General features: G+C 45.4%; 10 protein-coding genes. 2 read left to right on the forward strand and 8 right to left on the reverse strand.

What is annotated here, in order from left to right; translation table 11 throughout:
- Positions 1–47 precede the first annotated feature (47 nt).
- Positions 48–3,317 carry a glycosyl hydrolase gene (locus tag R8G66_29190; GenBank protein MDW3196486.1) on the reverse strand — a complete coding sequence of 1,090 codons (3,270 nt, stop codon included), beginning with the start codon at positions 3,315–3,317 and terminating at the stop codon, positions 48–50.
- 189 nt (positions 3,318–3,506) lie between these two features.
- On the opposite strand from R8G66_29190, the gene R8G66_29195 reads away from it, so the two are divergent.
- A complete protein-coding gene (locus tag R8G66_29195; protein ID MDW3196487.1) occupies positions 3,507–3,884 on the forward strand; it encodes a TIR domain-containing protein in 378 nt (125 codons plus the stop codon).
- Position 3,885: 1 nt separating this feature from the next.
- Here R8G66_29195 and R8G66_29200 read toward each other — a convergent pair whose 3' ends face one another.
- Positions 3,886–6,069: a B12-binding domain-containing radical SAM protein gene (locus R8G66_29200; protein ID MDW3196488.1), complete on the reverse strand. Its 2,184-nt coding sequence runs from the start codon at positions 6,067–6,069 to the stop codon at positions 3,886–3,888.
- 123 nt (positions 6,070–6,192) lie between these two features.
- The gene (locus tag R8G66_29205; GenBank protein MDW3196489.1) at positions 6,193–7,227 is read right to left on the reverse strand and encodes a DUF3810 domain-containing protein; all 1,035 of its coding nucleotides are present in this window, start codon (positions 7,225–7,227) and stop codon (positions 6,193–6,195) included.
- Between the two features lie 142 nt (positions 7,228–7,369).
- Between R8G66_29205 and R8G66_29210 the strand changes: the two genes are divergently transcribed.
- On the forward strand, positions 7,370–8,548 hold the full coding sequence (locus R8G66_29210) for an MFS transporter (GenBank protein ID MDW3196490.1): 1,179 nt from the start codon (positions 7,370–7,372) through the stop codon (positions 8,546–8,548).
- A gap of 3 nt (positions 8,549–8,551) precedes the next feature.
- On the opposite strand, the gene R8G66_29215 is transcribed toward R8G66_29210, so the two are convergent.
- From R8G66_29215 to R8G66_29235, 5 genes are all read right to left on the reverse strand, one after another.
- The gene (locus tag R8G66_29215; protein ID MDW3196491.1) at positions 8,552–8,752 is read right to left on the reverse strand and encodes a hypothetical protein; all 201 of its coding nucleotides are present in this window, start codon (positions 8,750–8,752) and stop codon (positions 8,552–8,554) included.
- 28 nt (positions 8,753–8,780) lie between these two features.
- On the reverse strand, positions 8,781–9,614 hold the full coding sequence (locus R8G66_29220) for a DUF4249 family protein (protein MDW3196492.1): 834 nt from the start codon (positions 9,612–9,614) through the stop codon (positions 8,781–8,783).
- Positions 9,614–11,995, reverse strand: coding sequence for a TonB-dependent receptor (locus R8G66_29225; GenBank protein ID MDW3196493.1), 2,382 nt, complete (start codon positions 11,993–11,995; stop codon positions 9,614–9,616). Before R8G66_29225 ends, R8G66_29220 begins: the two co-directional genes overlap by 1 nt.
- Positions 11,996–12,124: 129 nt before the next feature.
- Complete coding sequence (locus R8G66_29230) at positions 12,125–13,327, reverse strand: NAD(P)/FAD-dependent oxidoreductase (GenBank protein MDW3196494.1); 1,203 nt, start codon at positions 13,325–13,327, stop codon at positions 12,125–12,127.
- Entirely contained in the window at positions 13,324–13,893 is a 570-nt protein-coding gene (locus R8G66_29235; GenBank protein MDW3196495.1) for a hypothetical protein, read from the reverse strand. The genes R8G66_29230 and R8G66_29235 overlap by 4 nt, the downstream gene beginning before the upstream one ends.
- Positions 13,894–13,910 lie beyond the last annotated feature (17 nt).

The following is a 13,910-nucleotide window of genomic DNA, read 5'->3' on the forward strand; positions in this document are numbered from 1 at the left end:
ATTCCTGAACTACGTCAGGAATGACGGCTAAGTTGAGTGGAAAAGATTCAATCTCTCCTACCCCTCGTATAAGGTGCTCCAATGGCTGTCAATTCTGCTTCATATACTTTGAATGACTCCAGGTACTCCTTCAATTGCACTTTGAAACCTTGTAAGGACTCATTGGCGGTTTTGATCTGCTCTTTCATCGTTTCCGTTGGCAGATTTGTCGTCCCCCAGTGGCTATAAGCAACCGTACCAACTCTGCCAGAGATCCCGGGTTGTCTTGACTCATCCAGGCTCCCTCTGGCCGGATCACCGTACAAGACCATTCTCAAATCTGCCAAGGTAGAATTAAGCTCATTCCATTGCTGAAAGTGCGATTCCTGCGCTTTTGGTGTTTGCTTTAAGGCTGCCTTGATAAACCTCAGGCGCTCTCCAGCTTCCGAGAGTTTTCCACCCAATCCGGAGATTTCCACTAGTAATTCTCTCGTTTCCTGTTGGAATGCGGCCACCTGTTTGAAATCCACCTGTTCTAAACTTGGAATGGGTTTTACTTCAAAACTTTGTGCATCTCCCTGTGGAGTGAGATGGCCATTGTCCTCGATGTACAATTGTGCTGAATAAGTTCCTGGAGCAGCCAACGGACCTTCGGCATCTCCTGCCCAGGGAGGTTGAAAAGCAGGCTTTGTCAATTGGATCGCATCTGGAGCAGGCAGTTTCAAATCCCAGTTGATACGATGCAATCCTTTGGCACTTTTCCCTTCTAACCATCTTACCGCATTCCCGGCTTCCTCTTTGATTAGAATCAAAACTTGTGGCGTGGTACCTTTTCTTTCTTCATTCAGGTTTTCCCACCCAGGGAAGGGCACATTACCATTCCCCTTCTTGATTTCTTTTTCCCGGTCCTTTCGCTGATCTGCAAGGTTTTGAGGCACATCACTCAAATAGTAACTGATCATCGCTCCAAAATCAGGATTCTCGGCTACATAATGCGCAGACCCCTGACCGGGCATTCCTTTGGCCTGGAAAGGCACCGTAGGCACATACCACCAGGCATCTCTGACCGCAAACAAGGTGTTGGTATTCCCTGTGACAGCCTGACTCAAATTTCTCAATGGGGAATAGTCATCCAGGATATAGAACCCTCGGCCGAATGTCGCTCCTACCAAATCATTGTCACGGGTATGCGTAGTGATGTCTCTGAATGGAATGGTTGGCGCACCTTTCAATTTCACCCAATTCGCTCCTTTGTTATAGGAAAAGTACATACCGTCCTCAGCGCCGATGAACAGTAAATTGCTTGCTACATGATCTTGTTTGATCGCCCAAACTATGGTACCAGAAGGAAGGTCACCTGAAATGGATCTCCAGGTTTTACCTCGATCTGCACTCATAAATATATAGGGAGCATAATCACCGAATTTGTGGGCATCCACCACCGTGAAAACCACATTATCCTCCAGGGGAGAAGCCTCAATGTCATTGATGAAGGACCTTGCCGGGACACCCTTCGGGAGATTACTTTTCCTCCAGTTTTGGCCGCCATCTTCACTGACATGTACCAGACCATCATCTGAACCTGTGTAAAGCAAGCCTGCCACCTTCGGGGATTCGGAAATGGTCGTCAGGGTCGCGTATTTGGACATGGCCCCATTGTCGTAGAGCGCATCCACACTCCACACCCGATCCATCAGTTCCAGCTCATAACGATTGGTATTGGTGGTCAGGTCTTTGCTGATCGCTTCCCAGGCGTCACCACGATTGTTACTTTGCCAAAGTCGCTGGGAACCAAAATAGATGCGGTTGTGATCATGGGGGCTGATGTGGATAGGGCTGTCCCAATTCCATCGCTCTGGTGCTTCGTCAAGAGCAGGTTGTGGTCGAATGCCGATCAATTCGCCCGTAGCCACATTCAGTCGTTGCAAGTTCCCTTGCTGAGTTTCCATGTACGCCGTGTTGTTATCCTCAGGATCGAACAAAGAACCATAACCATCCGCACCGAGTGGCACATACCAATCACTGCTCAAAATACCTTCCACACTGGTGGTTCTGGAGGGTCCGATCAAGGTGCCCAGGTCTTGCGCTCCTCCCACGATGTTGTAGAAGGGTTCGGAATTATCGAGTCCTAGCTTGTAGAATTGTGAGATAGGAAGATTTGCAAAGTGTCTCCAGAATGATCCGCCATCAAACGTCTCGTAAAGGCCTCCATCTGATCCTGCTATCATGTGATCTCCATTGGTCGGATCAATCCATAGTGCATGATTATCACTGTGTTTTTCTCTGCCATTGCCCAGGTAATCGATCGTCTTTCCACCATCTTTTGTAATGTGTAGAAATACGTCCATTTGATACACCAGATCCGGATCGTGTAGAGATGCTTCTAATTCTTGATAATAGTGCGGACCCGTGCCTCCCGAAATGTAGCTGTTGCGCTTTTCCCAGCTTGAACCTTGATCAGTCGATCGGTAAAATCCCTTTTCCTGATCATTGGCTTCAATGGTCGCATAAACCAGGTTGGGATCCGCGGGAGTCACCGCCAATCCGATCTTGCCCATATCGCCTGAAGGCAAACCTGTTGTGATCTTATTGAAGCTTTCCCCATTATTGGTTGATTTGTAAATGCCACTATTGGGACCCCCTGCCATCAAGGCCCAGGTCCTTCTGAATCGCTGATATGCCGCAGCATAAACGACATTCGGGTTCTTAGGATTGAATTCAATATCGGTAACTCCGGTATACTGATCAATTTGAAGCACCAATTTCCAGGACTGGCCACCATCAATAGATTTGTAAAGTCCTCTTTCACCCCCAGCGGACCAAAGTGGCCCTTCTGCAGCGACTAAGATCACATCGCTGTTCCGGGGGTCTACCAAAATCTTTCCGATATGCTCGGACTTATTAAGTCCCATGTTTTTCCAGGTCTTTCCGGCATCAGTACTTTTATAAATACCATCACCCCAACCCACATGTCGGCCACTTACATTTTCACCAGTTCCTACCCAAATGACATTGGGATTATTGGGATCGATGGTTACTGTTCCGATCGAATAGGTGGACTGATTTTCAAAGATGGGTGTCCAGGTAATACCTCGATTGGTGGTTTTCCAAAGGTTCCCCGACCCTACGGCTACATACCAGGTGCTTAAATCAGAGGGATGAATGGCAATATCAGCAATTCTTCCGCCCATCAATGAAGGACCAATGCCTCGTAGTTTCATGCCCGCGGCCGCTCTCTCAATGGCTGCTTTATCAGGAGTTTGAGCCTGAATGGTGCATGATAGCAGAAGAATGATCAGAAAGCTGACCGTTTTGGATAGGTTGGATTTAAAGCGCATAATTCTGGAAATTGAGAAGATGAACTTAATGAATTATCCAGAGAAATGTACGTGGTGCTTTTTTAGCGGAGTAAGTAAGGGATGAGTCGTAGCCTCAAATAGAAATCTCATAGTTTTTAAGGATGGTAAAATCCTTGAAACTGTGGTTATTACACTTAATGGTGAGCTGTAATTTTGAAACAAAAGATCATGTCAAAAACCATATTTTTAAGTTACCGAGTAGTCGATGAAAAATACAAAAAGAAAGTTGTTGACTGGGCTGAGGAAGGAAAGCTTGGCAATGGAGTAAAGGTGCTTCATCAAATGGATCAAGGAAGACCATTAACCGGAAATGAAATAAAAGGTCTTATTAAGCCTAAAATCAAAGGTGTTGCAATGGTCCTGATCTTAGTTGGTAATGATACGCATAACAGCAATTGGATTAAATGGGAAATCGAGTTGTCAAAAATGGATAACAAAGCGATCTATTGGATGCAGGCTCCCGGAACATCAGGGGCACCACCTTATGAGCTTAAAAAGATTCCAAAAATTGAGTTTAATTCTAATTCAATAAAATCAAGGCTTTGACTCAAACCAGTAACAACCCATTTTCCCTCAAAGCCCGAATAGGCCTGGAGTCCCAAAACCCTTCAAAATCCCCAAAATCGATTTCAAAGCTTTCTTTTGCTTGTTGGAATGTGACCGGCTGTTCCGTATCCATTGCTGCCGCACACAATAAATCGATCAGCCATTCGGCGCGTTGTTCTTCCAGCTCAATTTGGAAGCTGCTTTTCTTGTCGTGGAAGATCAGCAGCCAATGATTTTGGGGCTTAACTTTTTTGGTTTTGGTGAAAGCCTCAACAAAGGGTTGTGTCCCTAGCCAAACGACTTTTGCATTTTTCTTAGTCGTCGCGTGATCATCAGCGTAAATAGCCCTTTCTATAAAGTTCGGTGGGATGATGGTCGTTGGGATCTTGAAATCAAACCATTCCTGCAATGGATAGTCGAAACACAATCCATGCATGTAGTTGAACAAGGACTTCTTCAAGCCAAAACTAAATTGCTCATGATCAATCCCTGTCTCATCGGTGAAAGCAATGTCATTGTGGGCAAAAGCAATGGGTTTCATTTCAGGGATCACACCAAAGGCTTCCGGATTGAGGCCCACCGGACTATGCGCTGTTAAGGCAAATTGATGCCAGAACCCTGATTGAATGATACCTAGTTCAAACATTTGCCGGACCATCTCCAGACTGTCTATTGTTTCCTGAACTGTCTGTGTGGGGTAGCCGTACATCAGGTAAGAGTGGACCATGATCCCTGCGTCAGTAAAGTCCTTTGTGACTCTCGCCACTTGTTCCACCGTGACGCCTTTATCAATGAGTTGAAGTAACCGATCGGAAGCTACTTCCAAACCACCGGAAACAGCGATACAACCAGAGGCCTTCAGAAGTATGCAGAGGTCTTTGGTGAAGTTCTTTTCAAACCGAATGTTCGTCCACCAGGTGACGGTTAGTTTCCTTTTCAAAATCTCCAAAGCCACTTCCCGCATCAACGCAGGCGGTGCGGCTTCGTCCACAAAATGAAATCCATGTTCCCCCGTCTGAGCGATCATTTGCTCCATTCGGTCCACCAGTGTTTTGGCCGCAATGGGTTCATAGAGCTTGATATAATCGAGGGAAATATCGCAAAAAGTACACTTTCCCCAATAGCAACCATGGGCCATGGTCAGCTTATTCCAGCGGCCATCACTCCATAGACTGTGCATGGGATTGGCTACTTCAATCACAGAAATGTATTGATCTAAAAGTAGATCGGAATAGTCCGGCGTACCTACTTGCAGCTGTTTATAGTCGGTTCTTTTTGTGTCGTTCTTATAAACCACTACTCCGCTTTCCAGGAGAAAGGTTCTCTTGTATTCATTCGTTTCTCCTCGGACATTTGAAATCAGTAATTCTACCGGAAGTTCGCCATCATCCAGGGTAATGAAATCAAAGTATTCGAAAACCCGCACGTCCGTGATTTGTCGCAATTCTGTGTTCGGGAAACCGCCACCCATGGCAATTTTGATGTTGGGATATTGCTTCTTGATGAAGATGGCACAACGAAAAGCGCTATACAGATTTCCGGGAAACGGGACCGAAAAACAAATGAGTTTAGGTTGAATTTCCTGAAGTTGAACGTCCAGCATATCTAATGTGATGGCATCAATAAAGGTCGGCTCCTGGTTTAGGGCATCATACAACTCATCGAAACTATTGGCACTTCTTCCTAGCCGTTCTGCATATCGGCTGAAGCCAAAGTTTTCATCCACGCACTCCACAATAAAATCGGACAGATCCTCTAGATAGAGGGTAGCCAGGTGCTTAGCCCGATCCTGATGACCCATTGATCCAAATGCCCAATCCAGTTCGTCTAGTTGACTGAATCGAGAGGCTTCGGGCAAGAAACTTTCAGTGATGATTTGTCGGGCGAGGGTGGCATTTTTTCCCTGAAGAAATAGGATGACTTCATCTATCGTCTTTTCGTATTCCGACCTTAAAGCAAGGATTCTTTCCGCATTTTCTGAGAGCTCACCATCGTATTCTGAAGCATAATCGAAAAGCTGCTCGAGTCCATGTCTACTAAATAATTCCAGGATCACTTCAATCCCCAGGTCCATTTGAAGGGACCTAATGTTAATGGTATTGAGAAATCCCTTGAGGTAAGCCGTAGCTGGATAAGGAGTATTCAGCTGCGTAAAGGGGGTCGTGATGAGCAGGACATCTTGCACATTGCGAAGATATGTCGATTTCGACAGGCTCAATCTGACAATTCTATTTTTCGAAGATCATGTGGAAAGGATCATGTTGTTGGTGTCAAGTCGAGAAACACACATAATTGATTATATGAAATATTACTCGACCAACACCAACCCACTTCTCCTCAACTCTCCCACCATCAAGCTGGTAACAAGACTGTAACTCTTGATGCCTTCTTTCTGATCGTTGGCTTTTAGAAACAGGTCATACATGGCATCCGTCAATGGATCAATAGGATTATAAAAGCTTTGCCAGTATTCCCGGTTTTTACGCAGATCTTCTTTGACGTCTACCGTCAATTTGGCGGCTAATTCATCATAAGCAACACTGTCCAGGCGAAAAAGTGAACGCATGGAATAACGCAGCATCATCAAATTACCGGAATATTGAAAGTTAATGTCAGGATTGAATTGACATGCAAGGTACCCTACAAAATTGGCCTCATCTTCTGAGGCAAACCCACTTTGATGGGCCATCTCATGACAGGTAACCGCCGGGACCAAAAAGTTGGGTGGATCCATATTCACATTGGCCTCCCCGGTGAACATGAAATAAATCCCACCGATCGTGAAGGAGGACATGATCTCCGGCACCAAAACTGATTTCACTGAGAACACATCATAGCCAATGAAATCATAATGTCCATGGGCCCGTTCGAATCCAATCGTAGCCTTTGCCAAAATTTCATCTTTGGTGATGGGCAAGTCATCTTCAGTGATAATTTCAGAACGCAACCTATTGCACCTGGAAATCAAGGTATCATTCAGGGAAATAAGTTCCTCTCTGGTAATGTCCTTGACGTCCAGATCTGCTATTTCAGGAATCTTTAGACGGTGATAATTCAGGCCCCAGGTCAACGTAAATAGGAAATTGAACAGCGAAAAAGCGAAAAGGCCGTTTTTGATCATGACCCAGGCAAACTTTCCGAAACTGATCTTCTTTTTGATCAAATGAATGACCCTTTTCACCACCCAAAAGATCAAGCCAAAGAACAGTGAGTAAAAGATAAGTTGACCAATCGGGATAGGAACAATGCTGCTGATTGCACTAAGGATCGATTGAATGACTGGATAAAATCCGTTGCTATAGTGATCTTCTACCCATTGTGGGTTTTCGATTGCCCAATTCACGAAAATGATTTCGAGTGGCAGTAATACAATAAAGATTACTTTGATGATCTGGCCGGTATGGGAATTTGTTTTGGTCAATACAATCGCGAAAGTAATGAGTGCTTTCTTTTTCTCCCTGTCTTGAATTCGTTAGTTTGACAACATGACTGCCACCCCCACCAGGATATTGCCGCTGCTGGTCCTTTCACAATTTGCCGCGACCTCCGTATGGTTTGCGGGCAATGCGATTTATCCGGACCTACAACAGCACCTTGCTCTTGGATTCGACATTACTCCTAAGCTCACGATTGCCGTACAATTAGGTTTCATCTCTGGGACATTGCTTTATGCGATCTATATGATTCCTGACCGGTTTTCTCCGGCAAAAGTCTTTCTGGTTTCATCAAGTTTGGCGGCAGTATTCAATATCGCGTTGGTTTTTTCACCACCGTTTTGGTTGATGTTTGCTTCTCGTTTTTCAGTCGGTTTATTCCTTGCAGGAGTGTATCCAGTGGGCATGAAAATAGCCTCCGATTGGTACCCGAAATACCTGGGACATGCGCTTGGGTTTCTGGTGGGAGCGTTGGTCATAGGCACTTCTTTTCCTCACCTGATCAAGACATTTTCACTCGGATTGCCGTGGCAAGTCGTACTGATCGTTACCAGTATACTCGCCATTGCGAGTGGCCTCATCGTTCAATATGGCATCGGTGACGGACCCAATCGGAAGAAAGGGAAGGAATTTTCATTTAGGGTTTTTCTCCAGATGTTCAAAAACAAAATGTTCAATCGGGCTTCCCTCGGTTATTTTGGACACATGTGGGAGCTTTATACCTTTTGGGCATTCGTGCCATTGCTATTGACCTATTTCAATGAAAGTGCCAATGTTTATTTGAATGTGTCCCTTTGGTCGTTTTTAGCCATCGCGGCAGGTGGTCTGGGTAGTGTCATTGGTGGCATCTACTCCCGACGAATGGGCAGCTGTCGAGTGGCTTTTGTGTCGTTGAGCTTCTCTTCCTTATGTGCCATGCTATCTGTTTTCTTCTTTAGCCTTCCAGTAGCCATATTCCTTTTTCTATTGCTGCTCTGGGGCTTTTTCGTGGTGATGGATTCACCGCAGTTTTCCTCTGTAATTGCCGATTATGCCCCAAAAGAATTCCTGGGGAGTGCGCTCACGATTGTGAATAGCATTGGGTTTGGTTTAACCATCATCAGTCTTGAAGTAACCGACCGTCTGGCCTTCTTAGAGGAACATAGATTTTGGGTACTGGCAATCGGTCCATTACTGGCGCTGATCCCAACCGGAAAGATTGCCTTTCGAAAGAATTTCCCGGCGCTTTAACATCTATTTCCCTTTTAAAAGCTCCGAGATCATTTCAGTTGGAGTCGTATACTCGTAAGTTCTCTCTGAATGATAGTCCGCATCTCCTTTGGCTATTGCTGCCCTAAGGTGAGTTAATGCTTGATTACTAGAAAGACCTTCCGCAGATCCAGTTCCTGACTGTACAACTCCAGTTTTAATGCTATGTTTTCTGTTATTGGCCATATTTTTTTCAATTAGATCTTAGGAACAGTTACTCCCTCACCACCTCAAATTCCAAACTATCCACCGCAAAAGCAGTGAAGATACCGAGTGCCTGACTGACATTTGATGGGGGTTCATTCAAGTCACGAGAATCTTGTTCGAGGCTATTGAACAGATCAACGTACTCTTCATTCACGGTGAAGACCTTGGCCACATGTGGTCCGTAAGTTTCGAGTGCCACACCAATGATATCGAAAGACCCGGTGGTGGAAGGTTCACTGATGAATCGAAATGAGGAGAGTAATTCGATGGCCTCTTCAGGGATTTGTTCAGGAAGAATTGGGTCCAGTTCTGCTACCCGGTTTTCAATCACGACAAAAAAGGATTGGCCTTCCACTTCATCCCAGGTTAAAGTGATGCGTTCTTCCTGGAATAAATCGGTGATTTCTTGCCGAAGTTGGAAACTCAACCTAAGCGTAGGGATGACCAATTGGTTTCCTGTCAGGCTCAATCCTGTAGGTCGATCCGGAACCAAAGTGGTAGCACTTGCCAGCCGATCGCCTACATCCACCGTGAGGCGATATTCCTCAGCAATCTCAATATTCAGATCAGATTCCACGTATTCATAAAGGCCCGTCGTACTGTTGAACAGCAATGGAAAGGCATCGGAACCATGTTCGATGACCACACGGGCGTCAGTAATAGATTCCGAGGTGACTTCCTCGCTTAGCAGTGACGAGATCTGCTTGATTTTGATGTTGTTGACTGGCTCACCTGCCACGATAAATCCTTCTACCACAAAATTAGGTGTCCGCGTCGTGTCTTCCAGACAGCTGCAGAGCAAGCAGGTCATTATGATCAATATGCATCCTACTGCCTTCATCAGAAATCAATTTTGAAAGATAAGTTGGGGGTGAATCCCAGATAGGTAATGTCCGTGATCAGCGGAGGCTCCTGCGTAAAATCATATTCCTTGTACCAGATGTTGGTGCGGCCATACAGGTTAAAGATCGAGAAGCCCAGGTCAGTAGGGAATTCTCCCAATTTGAATTTGCGATGAATGGACAAGTCCAATCGGTGATAAGCTGGTAATCGGGATCCGTTCTTCGGACCAATCCCAATGTAATTGAGCGTTCGGCCATCCAGCAATTCCACACTGTACTGACCTTCTGGTTCTGAGAAAGGCTTACCAGAACCGTAAATGAAGGTCGCGGCAAAAGTCCAGTCCCAAAGTTCATAACTATGCACCATTTTGAATTCATGGAGCTGGTCATGCAAGGCGGCAAATTTTTCGCCTTCATTGAATGCCTCGAAGGTATTTCGGATCGCGCCGAGCGTGTAAGATGCCCATCCCGTGTAGGTACCGTATTTCTTCTGGATCAGGAATTCCACACCTCTGGCAATCCCTGTCCCAGTAAAAAACAATTCATCCGCATTGATCTCAAGGCCTCTTCGGAAACGGAGTGAGAATTCAGATAAACCGGACAGGTCTTTATAATACCCTTCTACGTCAAACAACCAATTGTCAATCTCATAGCTCAACCCCAGTACGTAATGATCTGCTTTACTCACTTGGACCAGGTCTCCGTCGGCCAACAACCAGAATTCCCTGGAACCTTCGGAAATGTTTTCATTGATGATCCGGTTGACAAACTGGTAGTGTCTTCCGTAAGCGGCTTTGAGTTTCCATTGGGGTAACAATTGATAAGTCAATGAAACCCGAGGCTCAAATAAAGGCCTGGCTCGCAGTTCATAATCAGAGAACCGAATTCCCGTAGTGAGCTTCAGGTCATCCCCGATTTGTTGTTCATTTGATGCGTAGATGGAACCGAAAAAGGCTTCTTGATTTCTTTCCAGAATGACTAATGTATCATTTCGGATATTGGAGTAATCGATTTGAGTTTGTGTCAAAGAAATCCCGAATTCTGTCTTGGCCTTTGAAGAACGCTGCCATTCGATATCCAGCCTTCCGGACAGGTCAACTACACTATTGTCTTCGAACGTTGGGAAGCTGCCAAAGAACAAGGTTGAATCTCCTGAATAAATGCCCAGGTCTGCTTTTCGATCAAACTTGCTAAAATATTCAGATCCCGCAATGAGCACGTTGCTGTACCATTTTGGCGCCCATTGCCGGGACCACTTGGCAGAAATTCCTCGATTTCCCCAATCTGTTTTTTCATCCAGATCAAATAAGATGCGGCCATCGGGAACGATGTTGTCTGGAATTTCACGATCCACCCCGCGTGACTCATCCAGAAAATCCTGTCCGCTGTAGACACTGAGCGTGAGCATGTCTTTATCAGTGGGCCTGAAGGAGAGTTTACCATTCCAATCGTAGAAATAGAATTCTGGTTCTTCCAACAGCACATCCTCCGGATTGAGATTGGGTGCATTAAATCCACGATCACCCAGCAGGTTATTTCGAATGTCATCAAATAAAGCACTTTGTATGATGTCGGTATAGGATCGTCGGCCGGCCAGCAACACGGACACTTTTTTGGATACTGGGAGTTCCAGATAGCCATTGGCGCTTAACAGGTTGATGCCCAGACCTCCTCTGATTTTTTGAAAGCTCCCAATTTTACCAGTCAGGTCCACCACACTAGAAGTACGACCTCCGTATCGTGCTGGGAAAGCCCCTTTGAACAGTTGCACGTCTTTGACTGCACTGGCATTGAATGCGCTGAAAAACCCGAAGAAGTGATCCACCTTATAGACGGTCATGCCATCTAGTAGCACTAGATTCTGATCCGGCGTACCTCCACGCACAAATAGCCCTGAAGAGTTTTCATTGGTGCCACTGACACCTGGCAGCAGTTGTAACGAGCGAAATATATCCGTCTCGCCGACACTTGGAAGAGAGGAAAGTTGCTTGGTTGAAATAGTAGCTGAACTGATGCCCGTGGTGGCCCGCAGTACCTTGTAAGCATCTGCAGTCACGATAACCTCATTGAGTTCGGCGCTCGCTGGTTCTAGTTCAATGATCAACAAGCCTGTCTGATCAGGCTGTACAGGTACCTGTACAGATTGATAGCCAACATAACTCACTTCCAGTGTGAGGTCATCCGTTTCAATATCAATCAGGGAGAAAAACCCGTCCAGGTTGGAGGTAACGCCTGTAGAAGTGCCGGCAATGGTAATCGTGGCAAAGGGAAGGACTTCACCCGAACCCTTTTCAATTACTTTACCGGACAGGGTGAATTGTGCCCAAACTGAATGAATCAACAGGTTGATAAGTGTCAGGAAAAGGAATGCTCGCTTCAAGGTGTATTCGTCAGGTTTCCTTTAGATGTCATTTGCATCAAAAGGCATAATCACGAAGATGCACAATGAGTGAGTTGATTACAACATACTTTCGATAAAAGCCAGTTCACGTCATCGCATCTCTAGAGACTAGTTACCTTCCAATATCGTTCTCACTGCTTCATAGGCAGAAAGGCCTGCGCCATGGACCGTAGCTTGCCAGTCATCGTGATACGCTTCTCCGGCGAAGTAGACCTTATTATCGATGGTTTCCTGAAGCGTTGCAATGGTACCGCTACGATTGCTTCCATAGTGACTATAAGACCCTCCGATAAAAGGCTCCGCTAACCAGTTTTGGATTACATGATTTTGGTAGTGTTGGGTAGCTTTTCCATCAAAAATTTCGTCCCACTGTGCCATGAGGTAATTGAAGATGTTTTCATCACTACCCTGGTCAGTGTATTCTTTCGCAGGGTCACCTACCGCAAAAAGAGCAAAGACATTGCGGTCTGAATCCTTTCTGAAGGCAGCATTATAATATACTTTTTCGCCTAGCTCATCATTTTGTTCCAGCAACCCACCATCGAATACAATATCCGGGTAGAATTTTTCTGAAAACTCAACAAAGACCTTAATCCCGGAAGGCATTTCCACATTATTCAGCGCATCCGTTTTGGAAGTTGGAAGTGCTGGTGTAAATGAAATGACATCATTTTGCAGCACGGTAAGGGGCACGGTTAAGATGATCTTATCCGCAGTGTAGGAATTGCTGTTTTGATCCGTAACCGTGATTTGAGTCCCAGAATAATCGATGTTGGTTACTTGTGTATCGTAGGTAATACGATCGGCGATACCGGGCAAAATGTATTGCTCGAAAAAACCGTACCAGGTCGTGCTTTTGAATTTGTGTTCTGCGTAGAAATTAGAGAAGAAATTCCGCTTTCTTAGTTGATTGTTCTTCCAAACGTGGATTTCCTCCGGCCTGTAATTGATGATGTCTATGGAAGCCTGGACACTAGGATCATTGACCAAATCCGCCAAAATGGAGGGGTCTGTATGAATCCATTCGGCGCCCAGATCAATCGGAAAATCTACGAAGCTATCAGCCCGTTTTACCCGGCCACCATACACGGAAGACGCTTCAAGGATTTGAAAATTGATGCCATTTTGTTGGAGAAAATGTCCTGCCATTAACCCCGCGGATCCTGCTCCAATGATCAATACATTCCCGGAGAAATTGACATTGATCTCATTAGGAGTAATGTTGTCCTCTTCGCAAGATGAAAGAAGGGAAATGAGCGGAAGACCTAGTCCCGCCATTGCCGCTTTTTGAATGAATTCTTGACGTGTCATCTTTTTGTTGTTGGAAGTTTAAGGCCCAGGGCAACGAGCAAGTACATTTCTGTTTCACGTTCTAAGCTGAGGGCATAGCCCCATCGTAGCTTGGTGAAGAACCGGTTCTTTTTGCCCATCTTGGTAGACCACTCATAGTTGAGTGTCGGAAGAAAATAGTGCCGCCATTCACGCTGCACATTACTGCGATCGCCGGACCCAAGATTAACCGTAAAACCCGTTTTTTCAGATTCTCCTAAGTAACTCAACCCTACAGAGAGTACTGAAGCACCTTTTTTATCGACTTTGGTTCGGGCAACCCCAAGGTCCGCACCTGCCAGGATGTTGTAGTTGCGATCGATGTACGAAAAAGCACCTACATGTGGTTGTAAGAGAAGGCTATATGCTTTTGTCGTATTAACATTCAGGTCGCGAATGGGCATGTCATAACTGACCGATAAGCCCGGTCGGATAAAGAAATTTCCTTGATAGGCAATGTTCAAATAAGGCGTATAACCTGTAACATCCTGTGCCTGGGCAAAGCCATAGCATAACAGCAAAGCAAAAAACAACCTAAATCTTGACATAACATGGTGAATCTAAT

The sequence above is a fragment of the Cytophagales bacterium genome, assembly GCA_033344775.1.
In the GTDB taxonomy this organism is placed as follows: domain Bacteria; phylum Bacteroidota; class Bacteroidia; order Cytophagales; family Cyclobacteriaceae; genus JAWPMT01.

Coding starts and splice junctions, on each gene's coding strand:
- R8G66_29190 (MDW3196486.1), bottom strand. CDS start 3,317: ATGCGCTTTAAATCCAACCTATCCAAAACGGTCAGCTTTCTGATCATT.
- R8G66_29220 (MDW3196492.1), bottom strand. CDS start 9,614: ATGAAGGCAGTAGGATGCATATTGATCATAATGACCTGCTTGCTCTGC.
- R8G66_29230 (MDW3196494.1), bottom strand. CDS start 13,327: ATGACACGTCAAGAATTCATTCAAAAAGCGGCAATGGCGGGACTAGGT.
- R8G66_29215 (MDW3196491.1), bottom strand. CDS start 8,752: ATGGCCAATAACAGAAAACATAGCATTAAAACTGGAGTTGTACAGTCA.
- R8G66_29195 (MDW3196487.1), top strand. CDS start 3,507: ATGTCAAAAACCATATTTTTAAGTTACCGAGTAGTCGATGAAAAATAC.
- R8G66_29235 (MDW3196495.1), bottom strand. CDS start 13,893: ATGTCAAGATTTAGGTTGTTTTTTGCTTTGCTGTTATGCTATGGCTTT.
- R8G66_29210 (MDW3196490.1), top strand. CDS start 7,370: ATGACTGCCACCCCCACCAGGATATTGCCGCTGCTGGTCCTTTCACAA.